General features: G+C 53.9%; 19 protein-coding genes. All 19 read left to right on the forward strand.

Annotated elements, in window-relative coordinates; all coding sequences use genetic code 11:
* Positions 1–160 precede the first annotated feature (160 nt).
* The 19 genes from ACJ67_RS10285 (at position 161) to nirD (ACJ67_RS10375) (ending at position 25,672) form a co-directional block, all read left to right on the forward strand.
* Entirely contained in the window at positions 161–1,183 is a 1,023-nt protein-coding gene (locus tag ACJ67_RS10285) for an aliphatic amidase (RefSeq protein ID WP_049638996.1), read from the forward strand.
* 119 nt (positions 1,184–1,302) lie between these two features.
* Positions 1,303–2,469, forward strand: coding sequence for a transporter substrate-binding domain-containing protein (locus ACJ67_RS10290; RefSeq protein ID WP_049638997.1), 1,167 nt, complete (start codon positions 1,303–1,305; stop codon positions 2,467–2,469).
* Positions 2,462–3,124: an ANTAR domain-containing response regulator gene (locus tag ACJ67_RS10295; RefSeq protein WP_049638998.1), complete on the forward strand. Its 663-nt coding sequence runs from the start codon at positions 2,462–2,464 to the stop codon at positions 3,122–3,124. The genes ACJ67_RS10290 and ACJ67_RS10295 overlap by 8 nt, the downstream gene beginning before the upstream one ends.
* A gap of 61 nt (positions 3,125–3,185) precedes the next feature.
* Complete coding sequence (locus tag ACJ67_RS10300; RefSeq protein ID WP_049638999.1) at positions 3,186–4,454, forward strand: nitrate regulatory protein; 1,269 nt, start codon at positions 3,186–3,188, stop codon at positions 4,452–4,454.
* A 331-nt stretch (positions 4,455–4,785) separates the two neighbouring features.
* On the forward strand, positions 4,786–5,595 hold the full coding sequence (locus ACJ67_RS10305) for a formate/nitrite transporter family protein (RefSeq protein WP_049639879.1): 810 nt from the start codon (positions 4,786–4,788) through the stop codon (positions 5,593–5,595).
* Between the two features lie 77 nt (positions 5,596–5,672).
* Positions 5,673–6,116 (forward strand): cyanase, encoded by a 444-nt coding sequence (gene cynS / locus ACJ67_RS10310; protein WP_018986417.1) that lies wholly within the window; start codon positions 5,673–5,675, stop codon positions 6,114–6,116.
* A gap of 32 nt (positions 6,117–6,148) precedes the next feature.
* Complete coding sequence (locus tag ACJ67_RS10315) at positions 6,149–7,963, forward strand: bifunctional protein-serine/threonine kinase/phosphatase (protein WP_082164003.1); 1,815 nt, start codon at positions 6,149–6,151, stop codon at positions 7,961–7,963.
* A 257-nt stretch (positions 7,964–8,220) separates the two neighbouring features.
* Complete coding sequence (locus tag ACJ67_RS10320) at positions 8,221–9,522, forward strand: CmpA/NrtA family ABC transporter substrate-binding protein (protein WP_049639000.1); 1,302 nt, start codon at positions 8,221–8,223, stop codon at positions 9,520–9,522.
* Between the two features lie 18 nt (positions 9,523–9,540).
* Positions 9,541–10,467: a nitrate ABC transporter permease gene (ntrB, locus tag ACJ67_RS10325; protein WP_049639001.1), complete on the forward strand. Its 927-nt coding sequence runs from the start codon at positions 9,541–9,543 to the stop codon at positions 10,465–10,467.
* A gap of 23 nt (positions 10,468–10,490) precedes the next feature.
* A complete protein-coding gene (locus tag ACJ67_RS10330) occupies positions 10,491–11,300 on the forward strand; it encodes an ABC transporter ATP-binding protein (RefSeq protein ID WP_049639002.1) in 810 nt (269 codons plus the stop codon).
* Between the two features lie 84 nt (positions 11,301–11,384).
* The gene (locus ACJ67_RS10335; RefSeq protein WP_049639003.1) at positions 11,385–12,815 is read left to right on the forward strand and encodes a hypothetical protein; all 1,431 of its coding nucleotides are present in this window, start codon (positions 11,385–11,387) and stop codon (positions 12,813–12,815) included.
* Between the two features lie 23 nt (positions 12,816–12,838).
* Positions 12,839–13,624, forward strand: a complete 786-nt coding sequence (cobA, locus tag ACJ67_RS10340) for a uroporphyrinogen-III C-methyltransferase (protein ID WP_049639004.1) — start codon at positions 12,839–12,841, stop codon at positions 13,622–13,624.
* 23 nt (positions 13,625–13,647) lie between these two features.
* The gene (gene nirB, locus ACJ67_RS10345; RefSeq protein ID WP_049639005.1) at positions 13,648–16,071 is read left to right on the forward strand and encodes a nitrite reductase large subunit NirB; all 2,424 of its coding nucleotides are present in this window, start codon (positions 13,648–13,650) and stop codon (positions 16,069–16,071) included.
* A 50-nt stretch (positions 16,072–16,121) separates the two neighbouring features.
* Positions 16,122–17,333: a NarK/NasA family nitrate transporter gene (locus ACJ67_RS10350; protein ID WP_049639006.1), complete on the forward strand. Its 1,212-nt coding sequence runs from the start codon at positions 16,122–16,124 to the stop codon at positions 17,331–17,333.
* Positions 17,334–17,385: 52 nt separating this feature from the next.
* Positions 17,386–19,074, forward strand: coding sequence for a bifunctional protein-serine/threonine kinase/phosphatase (locus ACJ67_RS10355; protein WP_049639007.1), 1,689 nt, complete (start codon positions 17,386–17,388; stop codon positions 19,072–19,074).
* A 45-nt stretch (positions 19,075–19,119) separates the two neighbouring features.
* On the forward strand, positions 19,120–19,431 hold the full coding sequence (gene nirD / locus ACJ67_RS10360; protein WP_049639008.1) for a nitrite reductase small subunit NirD: 312 nt from the start codon (positions 19,120–19,122) through the stop codon (positions 19,429–19,431).
* A gap of 21 nt (positions 19,432–19,452) precedes the next feature.
* Positions 19,453–22,221: a nitrate reductase gene (locus ACJ67_RS10365; protein ID WP_049639009.1), complete on the forward strand. Its 2,769-nt coding sequence runs from the start codon at positions 19,453–19,455 to the stop codon at positions 22,219–22,221.
* A gap of 492 nt (positions 22,222–22,713) precedes the next feature.
* Complete coding sequence (gene nirB / locus ACJ67_RS10370) at positions 22,714–25,290, forward strand: nitrite reductase large subunit NirB (RefSeq protein ID WP_049639010.1); 2,577 nt, start codon at positions 22,714–22,716, stop codon at positions 25,288–25,290.
* Between the two features lie 16 nt (positions 25,291–25,306).
* Positions 25,307–25,672 (forward strand): nitrite reductase small subunit NirD, encoded by a 366-nt coding sequence (nirD, locus tag ACJ67_RS10375; RefSeq protein ID WP_049639011.1) that lies wholly within the window; start codon positions 25,307–25,309, stop codon positions 25,670–25,672.
* Positions 25,673–25,674 lie beyond the last annotated feature (2 nt).

Below are 25,674 nucleotides of genomic sequence, written 5' to 3' on the forward strand. Positions count from 1 at the left end.
TACCTGCTACGCCCTACATTTTAATCACACCGTCAACAGCGCCGGTGATGATTCGAGCAAAAAAGCTCACCCGCCATCTGGATGGCCGGTGGGCTTTTTTTATGCGTAATCGGTATGTATCGAGTCTTAAGCCTTTTTTAACTCTTTCAGGAGAAGTTTCATGATACATGGTGATATTTCCAGCAGTCAGGACACCGTCGGCGTTGCCGTCGTCAATTACAAAATGCCGCGCTTGCATACCAAGGCCGAGATTCTGGCCAACTGCCGCAACATTGCCGACATGGTGGTGAATATGAAAGCGGGCCTGCCTGGCATGGACCTGGTGATTTTCCCCGAATACAGCACGCACGGCATCATGTATGACGGCCAGGAAATGTATGACAATGCCACCACCGTGCCCGGCCCGGAAACCGACATTTTTGCCGAAGCCTGCCGCAAGGCCAAAGTGTGGGGCGTGTTCTCAATTACCGGTGAGCAGCACGAAGAGCATCCGAAAAAAGCGCCTTACAACACCTTGATCCTGATGAATGACAAAGGTGAAATTGTGCAGAAGTACCGCAAAATCATGCCATGGGTGCCGATTGAAGGCTGGTACCCAGGCAAGGAGACCTTTATCAGCGAAGGCCCCAAAGGCCTTAAGGTCAGCCTGATTATCTGTGACGATGGCAACTACCCTGAAATCTGGCGCGATTGTGCCATGAAGGGGGCAGAACTGATTGTGCGTTGCCAAGGCTATATGTATCCAGCCAAAGAGCAGCAAATCCTCATTAGCAAAGCGATGGCGTTTGCCAATAACACGTATGTCGCGGTGTCCAATGCGGCCGGCTTTGATGGCGTCTACTCCTACTTTGGTCACTCTGCGATTATCGGCTTTGATGGCCGCACGCTGGGCGAATGTGGCGAGGAAGAAAATGGCGTGCAGTATGCGGCCTTAAGCAAACACCTGATCCGTGACTTCCGTAAACATGGCCAGTCCGAAAACCACCTGTTCAAGCTGCTGCACCGTGGCTACACCGGTGTGCTCAACTCAGGCGATGGCGACCAGGGCGTGGCAGCCTGCCCTTACAGTTTCTACAGCAAATGGGTGCAGGACCCGGCGGCTGCGCGTGACATGGTAGAATCCTTTACACGCTCTACCCTGGGTACCAAAGAGGCGCCGATAGAAGGGTTACCTAATGAATAGTCGGCTAGCCTGACTAAACAAAAGGGCATGGTCAGCGTACAAATGATCAATGTCTCTCGCACACCATGCCCCGTTAAAAAATCGTCCCGGTCTGGCCGGGGCACTGATGAAAGATCTTCATGGCAAACACTGACCCGATCCATGTCGGCGTGCTGTTTTCCACCAGCGGCACCACGGCGACCATAGAACGCTCACAAGCATTTGCCACATTTTTTGCCATTGATGAAATCAATGCGGCGGGCGGTATTCATGGGCGTGAACTGGTGCCTATCCACTACGATCCGCAGGGCATGCCGCAACAATACCAGTTATTGGCCGAGCGCATGATCTGTGAAGATGGCGTCAATGTGATCTTTGGCTGCTACCTCTCCAGCACGCGCAAAGCGGTGATTCCGGTGGTGGAAAAATGGCGCAAGCTGCTGTTTTACCCCACGCCCTATGAGGGCTTTGAGTTCTCGCCGCATGTGATTTACACCGGCGCGGCCCCCAACCAGAACAGTGCACAATTGGCCGATTACATGACACGGCATTTTGGCGCGCGCGTCTACATGATTGGTTGCGACTACATCTATCCGTATGAGTCTAACCGCATCATGAGCGATTTTATTCTTGAAGTGCCGGGCGGCAAAAAACTGGCTGAACGCTATGTGCCGCTGACTGCCACAGAAAAAGATTTTTTAGTGGTGGTGAAAGATATCAAAGCCAAGGCGCCAGACTTTGTGTTTTCTACTGTCGTCGGCCAAGCCACGCAGCGTCTCTACCGAGCCTACGCCGAACTCGGCATGGATGCGCAGCAAACACCGATTGCCAGCCTGACCACCTCAGAAGCAGAAGTGGCAGAAATGGGGGCTGCTGCGGCCCACGGTCACCTGACCTCTGCCGCTTATTTTCAAAGCATTCACAGCGCCCAAAATCAGGCCTGCATCGCCCGTTTTCAGCAGCAATATGGCACTGAGATTGCGCCCAATATGGCCTGGGAAGCGGCTTACTTTCAAACAAACCTGTTTGCCGAAGCCATGCGTGCCGCGGGCAGTGACCAATATGATGTGCTGCTGCCGCACTTGCTGGGCCGCGAATTTGAGGCCTTGCAAGGACGCATTGCCATTGACGCAGGCAACCACCATACCAGCCTGCATCCGCGCATTGCCCGTGTGAATGCCAGCGGCCAGTTTGAAATCATTGCCGGTGGCGGCTCCCAGGCGGTCATGCCGGATCCTTACTTGGTCACGCATCCCGGTGCCAGCTGGAACAACCTGACCCAGGCAACGGAGTATCGCGTTGGCTGACACCCCTGCACCCGCTCAGCGCACAACCAAGCCAGCGTCAGCCCAGCGCTCAACGCTGGAGTTATTCCGCCATTTGCGGCATGCCTGCATCGCCATTTTTCATCCCGAAGACCAGAACCGCGAAATCTTGATCCAGCAATTGCACCGGATTGGCTGCCAGACGGTGGCTTTGTGGCCGCCCACCCCACAGCTGCCCAAAGACACCGAGCTGGTGATTTTTTTGCTGGATGCCGAAGCAAGCGCGAAAAAGAAATTGCCCTGGCTGACGCCGGATTCGGCGATTCCATTAATCGGTGTCCTCGATTATGAAAACCCGACCACGCTGGAGACAGCCACCGCGCTGGGTTGCCATGGCATGCTGGTCCGGCCACTGCAAGCCAAAGGCTTGCTCTCCACTATCATCCTGACCATGCATCATTGCCAGCAATTAAAAACCTTGCGCAAACGTAACCAGCGCCTGGAGGAAAAGTTGCAAGCGGCGGGCGAAATCAGTGCGGCACAAGCCATGTTGGCGCATGCGCGCGGAATCAGTGCAACCGAGGCTTACAAAGTCCTGCGCGAGCAGGCCATGCTCAAGCGCGTGACGGTGGAAGACATTGCACGTGCGCTGCTACAAACCGACGGTCTATTGTCCAATCCAGCCAAACACCGTTAGAATGCACGCCCTTGCATGGCCGCTGCCGGTCCTGCGCACAGTTTTTGCTTGAATTAGCCTGATGATGACCGACATTTCCCCCGCACAAACCATTACCCTGGCCAAAATCAGGCATATCGAGGAGCTCGAGCGTCTGGATAGCTGCATTGCGTTTGTCGAAAAAATTGGCCAGTTGATCCACCAGTTACAAATCGAGCGCGGCGCCAGTTGCCTATTCATCGCCTCTGGGGGCCAGCGTTTTTCTGCAGAGCGCGCAGAGATTGTGGCGCAGAACCAATCCATCGAAACCGTCTTCACGGCCGCTTTACAGCAACATCTGGACAGGAACAGCCGCGCCGATGCCAAGCAACTGACGCTGATCTCCTGGATATTGCTGGGCCTGGACCAGCTCACCACACTGCGGCATCAAATCACACTGCTCAATATCTCGTTTGCCGATAGCATCGAATCATTCAACCGCCTGATAGGTAGCCTGATTGCGCTGATATTCGAGATCACCGACAGCTCAGTCAACAGCAAGATCTCTACCTGCCTGCTGACCCTGTATAACCTGATCCAGGGCAAGGAATTTGCCGGTCAGGAACGTGCGGTGGGTGCCTATTTATTTGGCTCTGGCAGCTTGCAATTGCCACATCAACAAAAGTTGTTTGAACTGATTGCGCAGCAGGAACGGCACTTTGAACTGGTATGCCAGTTTGGCAGCAAAGAGCTGTGTGAGGCCTGGCAACAGTGGCAAGCCAGTGACTGGCAGCTGCAACATGCTAAGTACCGCGCCAAGCTGACCAGCGCGCGCGACCAACAAACCCTGACCCCCAGCCATGCCGACCTCTGGTTTGACTTATGCAGCCGCCGCCTGAGCGAGATGTGGCAGATTCAGTGCCAGCTGGTCGACACTATGCATGAACTGCTGGCCGGACTCACCCGCCAGGCCAAACAAGATTACGAGCAAACCCGCCAGTACCTGCAAACCATACAGGCCAGTCCGCAAGCCAACCTGAACAGTACCTTTTTCAACCTGGCGATTCCTGTTGAAAATGCCTTGAATTTTCAGGCACATGACACGTCGCAGACCTACCCCATGGCATCGATGATCGCTTTACTCCAACACCAGTCACGGCAAATTGCCGACATGGAAACCGAGTTATCAGACACCAAAAAGGCATTGACCGAGCGCAAATTGATTGAGCGTGCCAAAGGCTTGCTCATGAGTACGCTTGGAGTCACCGAAATGGAGGCTTACAAGACCTTACGCAGTACAGCCATGGAGCAGAACCGCAAGGTGATTGATATCGCAGAAAACATCCTTGCCAGCCATCGGCAACCCGGCTGAATGCTTGTCAAGATGGTGCGCTTGCACTTATGTGGTGCGCTCCAGGCAAGATAACTCGCGTGGCTTGGCGAGCAAAAACAGTCTTTAACAGCCGGATTTAAGCGATCCAGCCATCTGGCACGACAATTGCATTCATGACATTCCAGTAGGTGACCATGCGGGGTCTCAGGCGTCAAGAGGAGTGTCAACGGCGATACGCTCTCTAATATCAAGCCAGACCACCGCATAAGCACTGATGGACAAAGGCGTCCTGCCTGAAGATGAACTCTTCAGGCAGGACGCCTTTTTTATTTTGTTTCAGCGTGATATTAGAGAAAGTATGAGGTATTCGATGTCTTATTTAGCTCCCTCAGAGTTTGTATCCAAAATGGTAGATGCCGGAGAGTCAAAGATTTACATGTCTACACGTGACACCGTGATACGTGCTTATATGGCTGGGGCCATCTTGGCTTTAGCGGCAGTGTTTGCCGTCAGTATTGCGATTGCCACGGAATCCCATTTAATTGGTTCCATTTGTTTCCCTGTTGGTTTTTCCATGCTTTATCTGATGGGGTTTGATTTGTTAACAGGCGTGTTTGTGTTAACACCATTGGCTTGGCTAGATAAACGTCCAGGCGTGACCTGGAATCAAATCCTGAGAAACTGGGGATTGGTGTTTTTGGGTAATTTTGCTGGCGCATTAACCGTGGCGGCGATGATGTCTTTTATTTTCACCTATGGCTACAACACAGATGGAGGTGCTATTGCGACCAAAGTAGCGGGCATTGGTGAAGCACGTACTTTAGGTTACGCAAAATATGGCATGGATGGCTGGTTTACCATTTTCATTCGCGGCATGTTATGTAACTGGATGGTCTCCATGGGCGTCGTAGGGGCCATGATCTCAACTTCAGTGAGTGGCAAAGTGATTGCCATGTGGATGCCTATTTTCCTCTTCTTCTTTATGGGGTTTGAGCACTCAGTCGTGAATATGTTCTTGTTTCCATTCGGTTTGATTATGGGCGGCAATTTTTCTATTGCTGACTACTTTATTTGGAATGAAATTCCAACTGCTTTAGGCAACATGGTGGGCGGTTTAGCCTTTACTGGTTTAACCCTTTATACAACCCATGTCAGAACAAAAGCAAAACGTACCCTTTAATGAACGCAATAAGCCACCTCAGCCATGATGGCTGAGGTTTACTTCAGGGCTTTTTATAAAATGATTAGGAGTAAGCAATGACACGCAATGAAGTCACCGAACTGATTATTACGCAAAAACTCAAATTGAATCTCACCTGGAAGCAATTGGCAGACGCGATTGGTCTGAGTAAAGAATGGACAACCGCGGCGCTCATGGGACAAATGACGCTCAGCGCAGAGCAAGCCAGCACCATAGGCAGCATGCTACAACTACCGCCTGACGCCATCACGCAATTACAAGTCGTGCCTTATAAGGGTTCATTGCCCACGGCTGTGCCAACGGACCCTTTAATTTATCGCTTTTATGAATTAATCAGTGTCTATGGCACCACGTTTAAGGCCTTGATTCACGAAGAGTTTGGTGACGGCATCATGAGTGCGATTGATTTCAATATGGAGATTAAACGCGAAGCTGATCCTAAAGGTGACCGTGTCAACATCACCATGAGCGGTAAGTTCCTGCCTTATAAATCCTATTAATCCGTCGCATCCATCTAAAGCAGCTTTATTGTATGCAAAAGCAACTGATTGTCGATAAGGGTGCCTGCTCAAAGGCAGGACGCAAACAAGTCAATCAGGATGCCGAAGGTGGACGCGTTCCCGAAGCGCCTGCGCTGAGCAGCAAAGGCGCTGCCTTTGCCATTGCAGATGGCATCAGCAGCAGCGATGTCAGCGATCAAGCCAGCCGAATCGCCATCACGAGGTTTCTTGAGGACTATTACCACACCCCCATCGAATGGTCAGTCAAGTCTTCAGTGCAGCATGTGTTGCTGGCGATTAATTCATGGCTAAATGCACAGACTTTCCGCAGCCCACATCGTTTTGATAAAAACAAAGGGTTTGTTTGTACATTTAGTGCGCTGGTTATTAAGTCGCGCATGGTGCATATTTTTCACCTGGGCGACACCCGCGTTTACCGTGTCAGAGCTGGTCATTTAGAGCAACTGACAGAAGACCATCGCTTCTGGGGCGAGGAAAATCGCAGTTACCTGGCACGTGCCCTGGGCATGAGCCCGCATCTGGAAATTGACTATACAAGCCATGAAGTAACAGTCGGTGACGTCTATCTATTGATGTCTGATGGTGTCTATGATCACTTAAAAAGTGATGACATCCTGACACTGCTTAACTCAGAGACTGACTTGGCCCAGGTGAGCCAGCAATGGGTGGCGCTGGCACACGAGCGCGGCAGTGCCGACAACCTGACCGCCATCGCCGTCCGCTTGCTACAACTGCCCGACCATGATGTGGCATCGCTGTATCAGGCCTTAAGCGCTTTGCCACTGCCCCCTGCCCTTGAAGAAGGTAAGCAGTTTGAGGGTTACCATATCCTGCGTGTACTGCATCAAAGTCACCGCAGTCAGGTCTACCTTGCCCGCGACATACCCACGGGCAGTCAGGTCGTGCTGAAAGTGCCGGCCACGGATTTAGCGGCCTCTGCCGAAACGCTGGAAAGATTTTATCTGGAGGAGTGGATCGGCCGCCGCATCCAGCACCGGCATGTGTTGCGCCCTTTCGCTTCTGAAAGACAGCGGCAGTCTCTTTACAGTGTGATGGAGTATGTGCCAGGGCAGACCCTGCAGCAGTGGATGCTGGATCATCCGCAACCCTCGCTGGAGATGGTCAGGCACATTGTAGAGCAGCTTGCCAATGCACTAGCAGCGTTTCATCGTCTGGAAATGGTCTACCAGGACCTGCAACCGGCCAACATCCTGATTGATGAGGATGGCAAAATCACGCTGATCGACTTTGGTGCAGTCAGCGTGGCAGGATTGGATGAAATGTACAGCCACACACAGACATGGGGGCTGTTGGGCAGCGTGCAATATTCTGCGCCAGAGCAGTTTATCGGCCAGCCTGGCAGTGTGCAAAGTGATTTATTTGCATTGGGATGTATTACCTATCAGTTACTGACCGGAAAACTGCCCTATGGCACCGAGGTCGCCAAAATTAAGCACGGTGATGACCGCTTGCGTTTGTATTACCGCGATATCCGCTACGAACAACCGGATTTTCCGGCCTGGATGGATCAGGCCATTGCACGCGCTGTACACCCCTATGCGGAAAAACGCTACCCCAGCCTGTCTGAGTTCGTGTTCGACTTACGTACACCCAACCCTGCATTTAACCGCCACAGCCATCCTGCGTTGCTGCAAAGACATCCACTGGCGTTCTGGCGCGGCTTGAGTTTTTTGCTGGCCTGCGTGGTTTTTGTGCTGTTGGGCATGCTGGCCAACCAGCAGCAGGCCGAGCGCGCCAATCTTGAGCAAGCCGCACAAAAGCAGTGCGATTCAACCCACCGCCCGCTTGCCTGCCAAGCCAAATAAATAAAAATACTTATATATATCATGTAGTTAATTTTAAATTTCAAGCTGGCACACCACTTGCTTTAAGACAAGCAAGAGTCAAACTCTTAACTGCCAGGGACCTGTCAACGGAGACATGCCCATCAATAGCAGCTGATATATAGATTAGTAAGTAACCCGGACAAAGGCGTCCTGAGTGCAAACAAAACACCGTTTGCACTCAGGACGCCTTTTTGTTTTTGCGTTTCCAGTTAATTTCACTTTACCAGGGAGAAAACATGAGTAGTTTTGACAAGAAAACCGCAGTCGAGACGACTGTCGTTCAGGCCACATCCGTAGACCAAACGCGCCGCCAATTTTTCCGCCAAGCCATTGCGGGCGCTGTCGGTGCTGCCGCAATGATGAACATGGTGCCGCCTGTCATTCGCAGCCAGGCTTGGGCCGCAGGCTCTGATGCGCCAGAAATCACAGAAGTCAAAGTGGGCTTTATTCCATTGACTGACTGTGCACCGATTATCGTCGCCGCCCAGATGGGTTTTGATAAAAAATACGGCATCAAGATTGTCCCTTCCAAAGAAGCCTCCTGGGCTGGCGTACGTGACAAGCTGGCGAATGGTGAGTTGCACGCTGCCCACGTGTTATACGGCCTGATTTATGGGGTGCAGATGGGTATCGGTGGTCAGCAAAAAGACATGAGTATCCTGATGACGCTGAACCATAACGGCCAGGGCATCACACTGGCAAACCAGCTCAAGGAAAAAGGCGTGACCAGCGGCGGCACATTAAAACGCCTGCTCGATAACGAAAACCGTGACTTTACCTTTGCCCAGACCTTCCCGACAGGCACGCACGCCATGTGGCTGTATTACTGGCTGGCCAACTATGGTATTAACCCGATGCAGGACGTAAAAACCATCGTGGTGCCTCCGCCACAAATGGTGGCAAACATGCGTATTGGCAATATGGACGGTTACTGCGTGGGCGAACCCTGGAATGCGCGTGCCATTTATGACAAGGTCGGCTACACCGTGGCCACCACACAAGATATCTGGGTAGACCACCCTGAAAAAGTCCTGGGTACGACTGCTGACTTTATTGCCAAAAACCCCAACACGGCCCTGGCGCTCACCAAGGCCATCCTCGAAGCTTCGCGCTATATCGACGCGACCAAGAACCGCGCTGAAGTGGCCAAACTGATTTCCGGCAAAGCCTACGTCAACGCACCGGAAGAAGTGATTGAAGGCCGCTTCCTCGGCCACTACGACAATGGCATCGGCAAAAAATGGGAAGACCCAAACTACATGAAGTTCTTTAACGATGGCAAGGTCAGCTTCCCTTACCTGTCTGACGGCATGTGGTTCCTCACCCAGCATAAACGTTGGGGCTTGCTGAAGTCCGATCCTGACTACCTGGGCATCGCCAAAAAAGTGAACCGTATTGATATCTACACTGAAGCTGCTAAATCACTGGGCATTAGCGTACCGACAGACGTCATGCGTAGCAGCAAGCTGATCGATGGCGTGGTGTGGGATGGCAAGGATCCTAAAGCCTACGCCAACAGTTTCAAGGTTAAAGCTTAACTTTAGAGGAGAGTCACCATGAGTGTCGTCAGCTTTAACAAGGAAAAGACTATGCAAACAAGCGAGCCAACTGTGAAAACAGTGCCTGCTAAACCAGTTGTTGCTGTGGTTAAACCTCTCTCAACCACAGCGACAGCAGCCGCCCCGCTTTTGCAGAAACGTGGAGCATGGGCGGCAACCGCCAAACGCGTATTTGAATGGCTGTTGCCGCCTGTGACTGGCTTGCTGATATTTGCTGCCATCTGGGCCACGGTGTCTGCGCTCACACAAGGCTTGCCGGGCCCAGTCAAGACCTGGCAATCAGCCGTTGAGTTGTTCAGTGATCCGTTTTACATCAACAACCCGAATGATATGGGCATCGGCTGGAACATCCTTAACTCACTCAAACGGGTCGCCACCGGTTTTGCTTTGGCAGCCGTTGTCGGTATCCCGATGGGGTTTGTGATAGGCCGTTATGCGTTTATGTCGAGAATGGCTGCGCCTATCATCAGCTTGCTGAAACCAGTCTCGCCACTGGCCTGGTTACCGATTGGCCTGCTTGTTTTCAAGGCAGCTAACCCTGCTGCGATCTGGGTTATTTTCATCACTGCCGTGTGGCCCATGATCATCAACACTGCCGTCGGTGTCAGCAAGGTGCCACAAGACTATATGAATGTCGCCAAGGTGCTCAATTTATCTGAGTGGAAAATCGTCACCAAAATCCTGTTGCCATACGTGATGCCTTACATGATGACGGGCGTACGTCTCTCCATCGGTGCAGCCTGGCTGGTGATTGTGGCAGCAGAAATGCTGACTGGCGGCGTGGGCATCGGCTTCTGGGTGTGGGATGAGTGGAACAACCTCAATGTTGAACACATCATCATCGCCATCTTTATTGTCGGTATTGTCGGCCTGCTGTTGGAACAATGCCTGGTGCTGGTGGCAAAACGCTACAGCTACGAATAACCCGCTGCTAAAGGAATACCACTATGACGAACAATATGATGCAAGACCGTTATGTCCTGATTGAAAACGTCAACATGACGTTTCAAACCAAAAAAGGCAGCTTCCAGGCACTTAAAGATATCAACCTGAATATCCGTGAAGGCGAGTTTATTTCCATCATCGGTCACTCAGGTTGCGGTAAATCTACCGTGCTCAACCTGATTGCCGGTTTGCTGCAGCCTACTGAAGGCTACCTGTTTTGTGCCGGCCGCGAAATTGCCAAGCCTGGCCCAGAACGCGCTGTCGTGTTCCAGAACCATTCTCTGCTGCCCTGGCTGACCTGTTTTGAAAATGTCTACCTGGCGGTGGAGCGTGTGTTTGGTGATACGGAAGGACCGACGCAATTAGCCGAACGTACACGTGCCGCGCTGGAACTCGTTGGTTTAAGCCACGCCGTGGAAAAACGCCCGAATGAAATCTCCGGCGGCATGAAACAGCGCGTGGGCATTGCCCGCGCCCTGGCCATGGAGCCCAAAGTGCTACTTCTGGACGAGCCGTTTGGTGCGTTGGATGCACTCACCCGGGCCGGACTGCAAGACGAGCTGATGGCCATCATGTCCCGTTCCGGTTGCACGGCCGTCATGGTCACACACGATGTCGACGAAGCCGTACTGTTATCAGACCGCATCGTCATGATGACCAATGGCCCGGCAGCAACGATTGGTGAAATTTTAGAGGTTGATCTGCCACGTCCGCGCAAACGCCTGGAGCTGGTAGAAGACCCGGCTTACACGCATCTGCGTAGCGAGGTCTTGAAGTTTTTGTATGAAAGACACGCCAAAAAGGCGGCATAAAAAATGATGCTGACGGGCGGTCACCCGCCAGCATCCACACCTCATCGAAGTATGGTTACCCCCACATTGAAAAAGGAGCAACACATGAAAGCTAACTCACACCCACGCCTGCGTCAAGTTTCACTCGCGATTTTACTGGCAGCACTGAGCCAGCAGGTGATGGCTGAAGAAGAGGTTATCCCTGAATACACTTTTATGGACGCCATTAAAACCGGTAAAAACCTGACCAGTTTCAGATTGCGCTATGAGCATGTAGACCAGGATGGATTGCAACCTGGTGCTTTTGCTAATGGTAGTGCAAACCCGACTGGCGCCCGCGAATTGGATAATGCCAATGCGGTGACACTGCGCAGCCTGATTGGCTGGCAAACGGCGCCTTACCATAACTGGAGCTTTGCGGCACAAATTACTAATGTCAGCAAATTGAAGGATGACTTCAATGACGGCACCAACACCGTCCGCACCAATGGTGCTTCCAACGAAAGCGATAGAATCAACTATGCCAAGGTGGTGGATCCCGACTACACGGATTTTAACCAGCTGTTTGTGGACTGGACTGGCATCAAAAACACCCGCGTGCGTGCCGGGCGCCAAATCGTCAATTTAGACAATGTACGATTCATTGGTGACATTGCATTCCGTCAGAATACGCAAGTGTTCGATGGCGTCTCGGTATTTAACAAAAGCATTCCCGACACCGAAATCTTTCTGGCCCACTTTGACCGTGTACGTCAGATTTTCACCACACACCGCAGTGGTGATCTCGAAATCGCTAATGCACGTTATCGCATCTCGCCTACCGAATTCCTGGTCGGTTATGGTTATTTTTCAAACTTTGAGAACCTGGGCCTGGGCAATGCCTGGTTTGGCGCGGGTGGCGCCAATCTGCTGGCAGACCAATCGAACAAAATTATCGGTTTACGCCTGGATGGTACCCATCCGTTCACACCTAATTACCGTGCGCATTACACGGCGGAATACGCCAAGCAGACGGATTACAAAGGCGGTGACAGTCGTATTGACGCCCACTATTACAAACTGGGTGGCGGCTTTGGCATAGACAACTTCAACCTGCGCATTGACCAGGAACTGCTCTCCAGCAACGACGGCCAGTATGCCTTCCAGACTCCGTTTGGCACCAACCACCTGTTCCAGGGCTGGGTAGACAAATTTCTGGTCACACCACGTCAGGGTATTAAAGACACCTTTATCACCGCCACCTACAAATATGGCGACTTCCTGTTTTTCGTCGACTACCACGACATTCGCTCTGATGAAGACTTTTTTACCGTGAATGGTGGCGCCAGCGCTAACGGTCACCGTTATGGCCGCGAGTGGAATGCCGCCGTGACCTGGAATATGGACAAGAACTGGATGACCAAACTCGAGTATGGCAAATATACCGAAGATGACCAGTACGCAGCCGCTGCCAATACTGTGACCAATGCAGCCAGTAATCGCGGCCGCATCCAGGACACAGAAAAATTATGGCTGACTGCCATGTATACCTTTTGATTTAACCAAGTAAGGAACTGCCTATGACTTCAGCCGCAAAAGTGTATTTAGTGGGTGCCGGACCCGGCGATCCCGACCTCATTACGCTCAAGGCCATCAAGGTCCTGCAGCAAGCAGAGGTTGTGCTGGTCGATGACCTGGTCAATCCGGCCTTGCTCGCGCATTGCCCGCAGGCACGCATCGTGCCGGTTGGCAAGCGTGGCGGCTGCAAGTCTACCCCGCAGCACTTCATCAACCGCATGCTGGTCGCACTGGCCGAACAGGGACAAGTGGTTGTCCGCCTCAAGGGCGGCGACCCTTTTGTCTTTGGCCGGGGCGGTGAAGAAATGCTGGCGTTAAGAGCGGCAAATATCCCCTATGAAATTATTCCAGGCATGACCAGTGGTTTGAGCGCCTGCGCCAGTATGGAAGTGCCAGCCACCCACCGCAGTTACAACCATGGTGTCACGCTGATTACCGGTCACACCCAGGACGGGGAGCCATTGCCGTGGCGAGCCCTGGTGGAGAGTCATACCACGCTGGTAATTTACATGGGCATGCAGCACCTGCCAGACATCAGCCGCGGGCTCATTGCTGCCGGCATGTCTCCTGACATGCCCTGCATGGTGGTAGAGAACGGTACCCGCGACAACCAGCGCGCGGCCATTTCTTCATTACAGGCCATGCCTTATGAGGCGCATCAGCAAGGTCTGAAAAGCCCGGCCATTATCGTGGTCGGTGAAGTTGTGAAATTAGCAAGAACAAGCCAGCAAGACCAAGACTGGCAACAAAACCTGCAACGCTGGGCCAGCCTGGCGGATGCAGCATAAATGATCAGTAAGGAGTGATTAAGATGAAACAGAAACTGGTGGTCGTCGGCAACGGCATGGCCGGCATGCGGGCAGTGGAAGAGCTGCTCAAGATTGCGCCGGACATGTATGACATTACCGTCTTTGGGGATGAGCCTTATCCAAACTATAACCGCATCATGTTGTCACCCGTCCTGGCCAACGAACAGACGATTGATGACATCATCCTGAATACACGCGAGTGGTACGCAGAGAACAATATTACGTTGCATACCAGCGCACGCGTCAACAAAATTGACCGTAAAGCGCGCACGGTGACCGCAGAAGACGGCACCACCGTTCCCTATGATCGCCTGTTACTGGCGACGGGTTCCAAGCCCTTTATATTACCGATTCCGGGTGCTGACCTGCAGGGTGTGCTGGGTTACCGTGACATCAAAGACACCAACGACATGATAGAGGCCGCCAAAACGCACAAGCATGCCGTGGTCATTGGCGGTGGCTTGCTGGGCCTGGAGGCGGCGAATGGCCTCAAAATCCAGGGCATGGATGTGACGGTGGTGCATAAAAACGAGTGGTTGCTGGAGCGCCAGCTGGATAAGGTGTCCGGCAAGATGCTGCAAAAATCTCTTGAAGCGCGCGGCCTGACATTCTTGCTGCAAAAAGACACTGAACAACTCATAGGCAAAGATGGCCGCGTGGTGGCCGTACGCTTCAAAGACGGCCAGGAAATCCCGGCAGACCTGGTGGTCATGGCTGTCGGCATCCGCCCGAACTACGCATTGGCCGCATCTGCAGGCATCCACTGCAACCGTGGCATTGTGGTGAATGACACGATGCAAACCTATGACCCTCGCATTTATGCTGTGGGTGAATGTGTCAGCCATCGTGGCATGACTTACGGCCTGGTGGCGCCCTTATTTGAAATGGCCAAAGTGTGCGCCACACATTTGGCCAACTTCGGCATCGGTCTATACAAAGGTTCGGTCACCTCAACAAAACTGAAGGTGACTGGCATTGATTTGTTTTCTGCCGGTGACTTCATGGGCGGTGACGATGCCGAAGAAATTTTACTGCACGACGCGGTCGGCGGGGTTTACAAAAAACTCGTGATCAAAGATGACACAATCATCGGTGCCGTGCTGTATGGCGATACGACGGATGGGGCCTGGTATTTCCAGCTGTTGCGCGACAGGAAACCGATACACGAAATTCGTGATCACCTCATGTTCGGGCAAGACAGTCTGGGCAATACCGGCCACCAGGGTCAGGACAAAGTGTCTGCCATGACCGACGAAATGGAAGTCTGTGGCTGTAACGGTGTGTGCAAGGGCACCATCGTCAAGGCGATTCAGGAAAAAGGCCTGTTCACGCTGGATGATGTTAAAAAACAAACCAAAGCCGGTTCAAGCTGCGGCAGTTGTACCGGCCTGGTTGAACAGATTCTGGCCTCCACCCTGGGCGGCGGCTATGCGCCACCTTCCAGCAGCAAGGCTGTGTGCGGCTGTACCGACTTCAATCATGAAGAAGTGCGTGAAGAAATCCGCAAACATAAGTATTTAAGCATTCCGAGTGCCATGAAAGGTATGGGCTGGAAAACGCCTAACGGTTGCGCGACCTGCAGGCCGGCGCTCAATTACTATTTGATTTCCACCTGGCCGCATGAAGCCAAGGATGACCCACAATCGCGCTTTATCAACGAGCGTGTACACGCCAACATCCAGAAAGATGGTACTTACTCAGTCGTGCCCCGTATGTATGGTGGCGTGACCTCCCCTGACCAATTACGCAAAATTGCCGATGTGGCTGACAAGTACAACGTGCCTATGGTGAAAGTCACTGGCGGCCAGCGGATTGATTTGCTGGGTGTCAAAAAAGAAGACCTGACCAATATGTGGGCCGACCTGGATATGCCGTCCGGCTATGCCTATGGCAAATCCATACGCACGGTCAAAACCTGTGTGGGTTCAGAGTTCTGCCGCTTTGGCACGCAAAACTCCACGCAGCTAGGCATCGATATTGAAAAAGCCTTTGACCATATGTGGGCACCACATAAGGTCAAATTCGCGGTGTCTGGTTGTCCGCGTAACTGTGCCGAGTCCGGCATCAAGGACGTAGGCGTGATTGGCGTGGATTCGGGCTGGGAGATTTATGTCGGCGGCAACGGCGGCATCAAAACCGAAGTGGCGCAATTCCTGTGCAAGGTGAAAACCGCTGAAGAGGTGATTGAGTACTCAGGTGCCTTTATTCAGCTCTACCGCGAAGAAGCGCGTTACCTGGACCGCACGGTGCACTGGATTGAACGTGTCGGGCTGGATTATGTGAAAAAACGCATTCTTGAAGATGCCGAAGGCCGCAAAGCGGCGTATGAGCGTTTGCTCTATGCGCTGCAAGGGGCGGTGGACCCGTGGGCAGAGCGCGTCAACAAGCGTGATGAACACAAAGAATTTGACACCATTACTGTTTAAATGAAAAAGTGGCGTGCGAGCATTGCTATCGCACGCCCTGGAGAGACAAGATGCAAAAAAGCTTTTGGGAAGTCGGCCATAAACCTACTCTGTTTTCGGCCTTTTTTTACTTTGACCTGAGTTTTATGGTCTGGGTCATGCTGGGGCCACTGGCGGTACAAATCGCTGCTGACCTGCAACTGAATCCGGCCCAAAAAGGCCTGATGGTGGCCACTCCGGTGCTCACCGGGGCTATCCTGCGTATCGTCATGGGCGTGCTGGTAGACCAGCTCAAGCCGAAAAAAGCAGGCCTGATCGGCCAGGTCATTGTGATTGCAGCCTTGCTGACCGCATGGCTGCATGGCATCCAAACTTATCAGCAGGCCTTGCTGCTGGGCGTGTTCCTCGGCTTTGCTGGCGCAGCATTTGCGGTGGCGTTGCCGCTGGCTTCCCGCTGGTATCCGCCTGAGCACCAGGGGACTGCCCTGGGCATTGCAGGCGCAGGTAACTCCGGCACGGCATTGGCCGCCCTGTTTGCGCCTGGCCTGGCGGTCGCCTTTGGCTGGAACAATGTGTTTGGCCTGGCACTGATTCCACTGGCGCTCGCCCTGATTGTCTATGTCGCCATGGCCAAAGATGCGCCTGATACGCCTGCGGCCAAATCGCTATCGCAATATCTGGCAGTGCTCAAGGATAAAGACGCCTGGTGGTTTATGTTTTTCTACAGTGTCACTTTTGGCGGTTTTGTCGGGATGGCGTCTTCATTAACCATTTACTTCCATGACCAGTATGGTCTGGATGCGGTACATGCAGGTTACTTTACAGCCGCGTGTGTCTTTGCCGGCTCACTGGTGCGCCCGTTCGGTGGCTTACTGGCAGACCGTATTGGCGGCATCCGCAGCCTGAGCAGCATGTATGTGCTGGCAGCCGTGTTCCTGTTTATCCTGAGCTTTGGCATTGCTAGCCAGTCCTTAGGATTATTGGTTGTCGTGTTGGCGATGGCGGCTCTGGGCATGGGCAATGGCGCCGTGTTCCAGCTGGTGCCTCAGCGCTTCCGCAAGGAAATCGGGGTCATGACTGGCCTGGTCGGTATGGCAGGCGGGGTGGGTGGTTTTTACCTGGCATCCAGCCTGGGCTATTCCAAGCAAATCAGCGGCAGCTACCAGCTGGGCCTGACCATTTTTGCCGGATTGGCGATCTTGGCGCTGATCGGCTTGTCCAGCGTGAAAAACCGCTGGCGTACCACCTGGGGCGCAGCAACCGTGACCACAGCCAAGATTTAAGCTAGCATCCATACCGTTATTCAAACATAGCGTCATTCAAACGGAAGCCAGGATGAAACTCACTTTCAGTGTAGGCGAAAGCAGTCTGACAGGGCCCAGACCTCGCAATGAGGACTATATCGGCCTGGTCACGCCTGCGGATGCCCAACTGGGCATCAAAGGGGCTTTGCTGGCGGTGGCCGATGGCGTGAGTGGTGGCGAGGGAGGTAAAGAAGCGGCTGAAATGACGGTACGCACGATCTCGGCAGACTACTATGCGACACCGGACACCTGGACCGTACAGCACGCGCTGGACAAAGTCATCCAGGCAGCTAACCGCTGGGTATTATCGCAAGCGCGCAAGCATAATCACATGGCTGGCATGGCCACCACCCTCTCCTTGATGGTATTGCGCGGGCAGCGGTATGTGATGGCCCATGTCGGCGATACACGCATTTACCGCCTACGCGAGCAATCCCTGCAATGCCTGACCACTGACCATGTGTGGGACAGGCCGGATATGCGCCATGTCCTCAAACGGGCGGTCGGTCTGGATGACCAGCTCAGTGTCGATTACGCTGAAGGACTGCTACAAACAGGGGATGTCTATGCCATCGTCAGTGACGGTGTGTGGGCGGCGCTGGGTGATGCCGAAGTGCATAAAGTGCTCATGCTCTACCATACCCCGCAGCTGATGGCCGAGCATCTGGCCAGCCTGGCGCTTGAAAAAGGGGGGCAGGATAACGCCTCCGCAGTGGTGGTACGTATTGACCAGGTGGGGGAAGATCAGCTGACCGACATGCTGGCTGACGCGCTCAGTTTGCCTGTGCCAGCCAAGCTTGCCATTGGCGATCAACTGGATGGCTTTACCGTCACACAAATCCTGCACGATTCGCGCGTCAGCCTCATTTATCAGGTCAGGAATGCCACCGGGCAGCTGTTTGTATTAAAAACGCTGCAACCCAACCGGGCAGATGATAAAACCACTTGTGAAGCCCTGCTCAATGAGGAGTGGCTGGCCAAACGCGTGGTGTCTCAGTGTGTGCCACAGATATTGCCGCTCACACGCGAGCAGCGCAGTGCGCTCTATTACGTGATGACCTGGCATGAGGGTGCCACTCTGCAACAACGGCTTGAGGCCGGGCATCATTTCACCATCAATGGTGTAGCCAATATCGGCCAGGAGTTGCTACGTGGCCTGAGCATGCTGCACCGCCTGGATATTGTGCACCGCGACATCAAACCGGCCAACATCCATATGGGCAGTGACAACCGTTTGCGTATCCTGGACCTGGGCGTGGCCCTAAGTAGCACCGTGCCTATGCCTGAGCAAATGGAAAATCCCGGTACGCCCAGCTTTATGGCGCCAGAGCTGTTTGACGGCAAAGTAGCTGACCGCCAGGCAGACATCTACGCGGCCGGTGTGACGCTTTATCACTTGCTGACACGCAAGTATCCCTACGGTGAAATCGAGCCTTTCCAGTCACCCCGCTTTGGTGAGCCTATCCGGCCTAGCCGTTACCGGCCCGAAATCCCCGCCTGGCTGGAAAACGTGATTCTTAAGGCCATTGCCAGAAAGCCGGCTGATCGTTTTGAAACGGCTGAAGAAATGCTGCTGGCCATGGAACACGGCGAACTGAAACCGATAGTGATTCCCCGTACACCGCTCATTGCACGGGCGCGTCTGGTCAAATGGCAATGGCTGGCCGTCATCTCGCTGTGTATGAATGTGTTATTGATTTATTTGTTACTGGTTTCTTAAGCCCTGGCGCTGAGAAAACAGATTCAAGTTGGAAAAGAGGAAATAATGAGTTGGACTAAAATTTGCCCGGTAAACGACATCCCGGCCCTGGGCGCGCGCGTGGTGCGTCATGGCGAGATCGACATCGGCGTGTTCCGTACACAAGATGACCGCGTATTCGCACTCAACAACAGTTGCCCGCACAAAGGTGGCCCGCTGTCACAAGGCATTGTCTATGGTGACAAAGTCGCCTGTCCACTGCACAGCTGGAAAATCAGCCTGGTGGATGGCAAGGCCGAAGAACCGGATGTTGGTGAAACCGCCTGCTATGCCGTCAAGGTAGAAGATGGCATGGTCTATCTGCAATTAAATAAGTAATTTGTAATTTCCAGGTATCGTATGACGCAACAGCAACAACTCCAGACCTCCAACCATGCGCTGACCGCAGAGCCGGTCACGTTTTACCAGCAACGGCGCGAAACGCGCAGCACTTGCTGCTATTGCGGCGTTGGCTGTGGCGTCATCATTACCACTGAAGGCCAGCAGATTGTTGATGTGAAGGGTGACCCCGAGCACCCTGCCAACTATGGCCGCTTATGCACCAAAGGCTCTACGCTACACCTGACCGCCAAACTGGATGCACGCGCGCTGTACCCGGAAGTCCGCCTGTCGCGAGACCTGCCGCGTACGCGCGTCAGCTGGGATACCGCGCTCGATCATGTGGTTGAGCGCTTTGCCGAGATTATCAACACCCATGGCCCGGATGCAGTGGCTTTTTATATCTCCGGCCAGTTGCTCACCGAAGATTATTATGTCTTTAACAAGCTGGCCAAGGGCCTGATTGGCACCAACAACGTCGATACCAATTCCCGCCTGTGCATGAGTTCTGCCGTCGCCGGTTACAAGGCCACGCTGGGCGCCGATGCACCACCGGCCTGTTATGAGGATATCGACCATACGCAATGCCTGTTTATTGCTGGCTCGAATACCGCTTTTGCCCACCCGATTGTGTTCCGCCGTATTGAAGATGCCAAAGCCAGGAATCCGGATATGAAAATGGTGGTGGTCGATCCACGCCGCACCGATACCGCACAGCTGGCCGACTTGCACCTGGCAATTTTGCCCGGCACCGATGTCGCGCTATTTAACGGCTTGCTGCATGTGATGCTGTGGGAAGGCCTACTGGATATGGCTTATATCCGCAACCATACCGAAGGCTTTGAAGCGCTCAAGGAAACCGTGCGCGAATATACGCCCAAGATGGTGGCGGATATTTGCGGTGTGCGCGAAGCAGACATTATCCAGGCCGCCAAGTGGTTTGGTGCGGGCCCAACCTTGTCCATGTATTGCATGGGGCTGAACCAGTCCATCCATGGCACCGAAAAAAATGCCGCGCTGATCAACCTGCACCTGGCCACCGGCCAGATCGGCAAGCCCGGCGCAGGCCCGTTCTCGCTGACGGGCCAACCCAACGCCATGGGCGGCCGTGAGGTCGGCGGCATGGCCAACCTGCTGTCGGGCCACCGCGACCTGGCCAATGCCGACCACCGTGCAGAAGTCGCGCGCCTGTGGGGCGTGCCCGACGTCCCGGCCACGCCAGGCAAAACCGCCGTGGAAATGTTTGAAGCGGTTCAAAATAGCGAGATCAAGGCAATCTGGATTGCCTGCACCAACCCTGCGCACTCCATGCCAGACCTCAATAATGTGCTGGCGGCCTTGCAGAATGCCGAGCTGGTCGTACTGCAAGATGCGTTTAATAATACCGACAGCAATCCCTATGCCGATGTGTTGCTGCCTGCCTCCACCTGGGGCGAAAAAGAAGGCACGGTCACCAACTCAGAGCGCCGCATCACACGCGTGCAGCCTGCGGCGCCCAAGCCGGGTGAAGCCCGTCATGACTGGGAAGCCGTGGTCGACTTTGCGCAGCGGCTGGAACAGAAACTGGGTAAAACCCAAACGCTGTTTAATTACCCGAACACCGAAACCATTTTTAATGAGCACCGCGAAAGTACACGTGGCCGCGATCTTGATATCACCGGTCTGACCTATAAGATTCTGGAAAGCCAGGGTCCGCAACAATGGCCCTTTAAATCTGGGGCCACCCAAGGCGAAGCCCGCTTGTATACCGATGGCGTGTTCCAGAAACCGGGTGGCAAGGCGCATTTTGTCAGCGCGGTCTATAAACCAACCGCGGACAAACCGGATGCGCGTCATCCGTTCCACCTGCTGACCGGCCGCCTGCGCGACCAGTGGCATGGCATGAGCCGTACCGGCACCCTGGCTCAGCTTTACAACCATGTTGAAGAACCAGTCGTATCCATGCACCGCGACGACATGCAGCGCCGCCAAATTAAAGACGGTGACATCGTTAAACTCAGTAACAAGCGCGGGGAGTTAACCATCAAGGTGCAGGCATCGGACGAAGTCAAACCGGCAGAGTTGTTTATCCCCATGCACTGGGGCAGCCAGTTTATGCATGGCCTGGGCGTGAATGCGCTGATGCCGCCTGCGTTTGACAAAAGCTCCAAGCAACCCGAGCTGAAACACACCGCAGTCAAGATCGAAAAACTGAGCTTGCCGTGGCAGATGACGGTGATGCGCAGTTGTAACGACCTGACCTTGCTGGCCGAAATACGTCGCCTGTTGGTCGCCTTTGATTATGCGACCGTGGGCCTGTATGGCCGTGGCAGCGGCATGCTGATTTTACGGGCTGCCCACAGCGCCGCGCCGGATAGTAAACTGATTGCTCAACTGGACCAGTTGCTCGGCATGGTAGAGGATGCGCCCATGCTGCGCCTGGATGATGTCAAACGTGGCATTAGCAAACGTATCCTGGTCGAACAAGGCCAGGTCAGCGCAGTTCGCCTGATTGGTGAAACGCTGGCAGCAGACTGGCTCAAGCAAGTCATGCTTGAAGGCCAGTTTACCGACGAGCTGCGCAAGTGGGCTCTCGCCCCGCTGGCCGCGCCGCCTACAGGACAAAAATCACGCGGCAAAATCGTCTGTAACTGTCTGGATGTCTCAGAAAACGAGATTATCGAAGCCTGCCTACAGGGAGCAGATTTGCCCACGCTGCAAGCCAAGCTCAAATGCGGCACCAGCTGCGGCTCCTGCTTACCAGAGCTTAAACGGCTGGTGAAACTGCATGGCAAAACCCATGCGGAGTAAGGATATCCAAACCGGACTTACCTGAGGGCAGTTGAATCTCAACAGTGGCCAAAACAGGATTGCGCCAAGGATGGTGCAATCCTGTGCACATGCCTCATTAGCGTGCACCAGACCAATGGCAGATGGATCGCGCGGTGCCCGCAAGCTCAAACATACACGCAAGCTTGCAGATAAAACACATCAGGAACAATGACTTAGCATAAATCCTGATTCATCTGCGCCCCCATCCTGGCGGTTGGCATGCCAATTGCTTTTTTATCACAAAGTGGCGTTTTATCATGCCATTTTTAAATCAGAGATTTTCCATCGTCGGCAAATCTCATACTGGACAACGGCGTCCATAGCTTGTTTCGCAGGATTGCAATGTGCAATCGCGGCATAGGCTATGGACGCCGTTTTTGTTTTTAGGCTTTGAGTTTGGTAACGCAATGCTCGCAACTGACATGAAAAACATCGTGACACTGCCTGCTTGCATCTGATTAGGAATACAAGATGAATCAACACACACGCATCCTCGTCGTCGGCAACGGCATGGTGGGACATTACTTTGTGCAAGAACTGGTGAAACGCCACCCTGACCTGGCCGCCGCCAACCTGCAAGTCACCGTGCTGGGCGAAGAACCACGCCCGGCTTATGACCGCGTGCACCTCTCCAGTTTTTTCTCGGGCAGCACGGCGGAAGACCTGTCGCTGGTCGAGCCTGGATTTTATGACCGGCCGGGCCTGACGTTGCGCCTCAATGCCCGCGTCAGCCATATAGACCGCCACCAGCATACCGTGACACTGACAGACGACACGATCTTGGCCTATGACAAGCTGGTGCTGGCGACCGGCTCTTATCCATTTGTCCCTGCTGTCGCCGGGCGTGACCGTGAGAACTGTTTTGTCTACCGCACCATTGAAGACCTGGAAGCGATGACGGCCGCAGGCAAAACCACCAAGAGCGGTGTCGTCGTTGGCGGCGGCCTGCTGGGCCTGGAATGTGCCAAGGCATTGAAAGACATGGGCCTGGAAACCCATGTGGTTGAATTTGCGCCCCGTTTGATGGCAGTGCAAGTGGACGAAGCGGGCGGCAAAGTGCTGCGCAGCAAAATTGAGGAGCTGGGTGTACACGTGCACACCAGCCGCAATACCACGGCGATTGTCGATGGGGCAACGGCGCGTCACCGTATGGTGTTCTTTGATGACACCTGGCTGGAAACCGACATGATCGTGTTCTCTGCAGGTATCCGCCCCCGTGATGAACTGGCGCGTAACTGCGGCCTGGCCATCGGTGCCCGTGGCGGTATCGCCATTGATAACTTCTCCCGCTCCAGTGACCACAATATCTACGCCATCGGCGAATGCGCCAGCTGGAACGACGAGATGTTTGGCCTGGTCGCGCCTGGCTATGACATGGCCCGCACCGCCTGCGCACATCTGCTGGGTGAAACATCGACCACTTTCCAGGGCGCAGACATGAGCACCAAGCTCAAACTGATGGGTGTGGATGTCGCCAGCGTGGGCGATGCGCATGGCAAAACCCATGGTTGCCGCAGCTACCAGTACACCGATGAGGTGCGCAATATCTACAAAAAAATCGTCGTCAGTGAAGATGGCAAAAAACTGCTGGGCGCCGTGCTGATTGGCAATGCCGATGAATACGGCACGCTGCAACAGATGACCGTCAACGCCATGCCGCTGCCGGAAAATCCTGAATTCCTGATTCTGCCAGCCAGTGATGGCAAGGAAAAACCTGGCCTGGGCGTGGATGCCCTGCCGGATACCGCGGTACTGTGTTCTTGCAATAATGTCAGTAAGGGTGCAATTGGTGAAGCGGTGGCGGCTGGCAATTGCAGCATAGGCGCCATCAAGTCCTGCACCAAAGCCGGTACCGCCTGTGGTGGCTGCGTGCCGTTGGTGACGCAGGTGATGAAAGCGCAGATGGTGAAGCTGGGCATGACCGTCAACAATCACCTGTGCGAACACTTCCCGTATTCGCGCCAGGAGCTTTACCACCTGGTGCGTGTGGGCCAGATTAAAACCTTTGACGAGTTATTGCATAAACATGGCCAAGGCTTGGGCTGCGATATCTGCAAACCCACCGCTGCCAGCATTCTGGCCTCATGCTGGAACGAATTTATCCTGAAAAAAGACCTGGCGTCTTTGCAAGACTCCAATGACTATTTCCTGGGCAACATCCAGAAAGACGGTAGCTACTCGGTAGTGCCACGTATGCCGGGCGGCGAAGTCACGCCAGATGGCCTGATCGCCATCGGCCAGATTGCGAAAAAATATGGCTTATATACCAAAGTCACCGGTGGCGCACGCGTGGACATGTTTGGTGCCCGCGTGGAGCAATTACCCAATATCTGGGAAGAGTTGATTGCTGCCGGCTTTGAATCTGGCCATGCTTACGGCAAATCGCTACGTACGGTCAAAAGCTGCGTCGGCTCCACCTGGTGCCGCTATGGCGTGGATGACAGTGTTGGCCTGGCAGTGCAGCTGGAAAACCGTTACAAAGGCCTGCGTGCGCCGCACAAAATCAAGTTTGGGGTGTCTGGCTGCACGCGCGAATGCGCCGAAGCGCAAGGAAAGGATGTGGGATTGATTGCGACTGAAAACGGCTGGAACCTCTATGTGTGCGGCAATGGTGGCATGAAGCCACGCCATGCCGAGCTGCTTGCAAGCGATCTCAGCAAAGAAGATGCCATCCGCATGATAGACCGCTTCCTGATGTTCTACATCCGTACGGCAGACCGCCTGCAACGGACCAGCACCTGGCGCGACAACCTCGAAGGTGGCCTGGATTACCTCAAACAAGTCGTGATTGAAGATTCATTAGGCCTGGGCGCAGAGCTGGAAGCCCAAATGCAACACGTGGTAGACAACTACCAAGATGAATGGAAAACCGCAGTCACCGATCCCGAAGTACGCAAGCGCTTCCGCAGCTTCGTCAACAGTGTCGCGGGGGATGACAATATTGTCTTCGTCAATGAGCGCAACCAGATCCGTCCGGCCACACCCGCAGAAAAACAGCAGACCGTACCTGCCGCCAAGGTCATTCCCATCCTGGCGGCGACAGAGTAATCAAGGAAACCGTTTTATGAATCAGTTACAAGCAACAATCGCCCCGCCTGCTACGGCAGCCCTGGCATGGCACCCAGTGTGCGCACTTGAGGATATCTGGCCGAATATGGGGGTCTGTGCCCTGATTGAAGGCCAGCAGATCGCCATTTTCCGCCTCAAAGACGACCAGCTGTACGCGCTGGATAATCACGACCCGCATAGCGAGGCCAATGTGCTATCCCGCGGCCTGGTCGGTGATTTGGGCGGCGAGCCTGTGGTCGCCTCGCCTATTTACAAGCATCACTACCAGCTTCGGACAGGCGTGTGCGTCGAAGACGCAACGGTGTGTCTGCATGTTTACCCAGTCGAAGTCAGGGATGGCATGGTGTGGGTTCAAGGATAACC

This window comes from Methylophilus sp. TWE2, assembly GCF_001183865.1.
GTDB lineage: Bacteria > Pseudomonadota > Gammaproteobacteria > Burkholderiales > Methylophilaceae > Methylophilus.

Coding starts and splice junctions, on each gene's coding strand:
- nirB (WP_049639010.1), top strand. CDS start 22,714: ATGAATCAACACACACGCATCCTCGTCGTCGGCAACGGCATGGTGGGA.
- nirB (WP_049639005.1), top strand. CDS start 13,648: ATGAAACAGAAACTGGTGGTCGTCGGCAACGGCATGGCCGGCATGCGG.
- ACJ67_RS10300 (WP_049638999.1), top strand. CDS start 3,186: ATGATGACCGACATTTCCCCCGCACAAACCATTACCCTGGCCAAAATC.
- ACJ67_RS10315 (WP_082164003.1), top strand. CDS start 6,149: ATGCAAAAGCAACTGATTGTCGATAAGGGTGCCTGCTCAAAGGCAGGA.
- nirD (WP_049639008.1), top strand. CDS start 19,120: ATGAGTTGGACTAAAATTTGCCCGGTAAACGACATCCCGGCCCTGGGC.
- ACJ67_RS10320 (WP_049639000.1), top strand. CDS start 8,221: ATGAGTAGTTTTGACAAGAAAACCGCAGTCGAGACGACTGTCGTTCAG.
- cobA (WP_049639004.1), top strand. CDS start 12,839: ATGACTTCAGCCGCAAAAGTGTATTTAGTGGGTGCCGGACCCGGCGAT.
- ACJ67_RS10355 (WP_049639007.1), top strand. CDS start 17,386: ATGAAACTCACTTTCAGTGTAGGCGAAAGCAGTCTGACAGGGCCCAGA.
- ACJ67_RS10350 (WP_049639006.1), top strand. CDS start 16,122: ATGCAAAAAAGCTTTTGGGAAGTCGGCCATAAACCTACTCTGTTTTCG.
- ACJ67_RS10290 (WP_049638997.1), top strand. CDS start 1,303: ATGGCAAACACTGACCCGATCCATGTCGGCGTGCTGTTTTCCACCAGC.
- nirD (WP_049639011.1), top strand. CDS start 25,307: ATGAATCAGTTACAAGCAACAATCGCCCCGCCTGCTACGGCAGCCCTG.
- ACJ67_RS10330 (WP_049639002.1), top strand. CDS start 10,491: ATGACGAACAATATGATGCAAGACCGTTATGTCCTGATTGAAAACGTC.
- ACJ67_RS10285 (WP_049638996.1), top strand. CDS start 161: ATGATACATGGTGATATTTCCAGCAGTCAGGACACCGTCGGCGTTGCC.
- ntrB (WP_049639001.1), top strand. CDS start 9,541: ATGAGTGTCGTCAGCTTTAACAAGGAAAAGACTATGCAAACAAGCGAG.
- cynS (WP_018986417.1), top strand. CDS start 5,673: ATGACACGCAATGAAGTCACCGAACTGATTATTACGCAAAAACTCAAA.
- ACJ67_RS10365 (WP_049639009.1), top strand. CDS start 19,453: ATGACGCAACAGCAACAACTCCAGACCTCCAACCATGCGCTGACCGCA.
- ACJ67_RS10335 (WP_049639003.1), top strand. CDS start 11,385: ATGAAAGCTAACTCACACCCACGCCTGCGTCAAGTTTCACTCGCGATT.
- ACJ67_RS10305 (WP_049639879.1), top strand. CDS start 4,786: ATGTCTTATTTAGCTCCCTCAGAGTTTGTATCCAAAATGGTAGATGCC.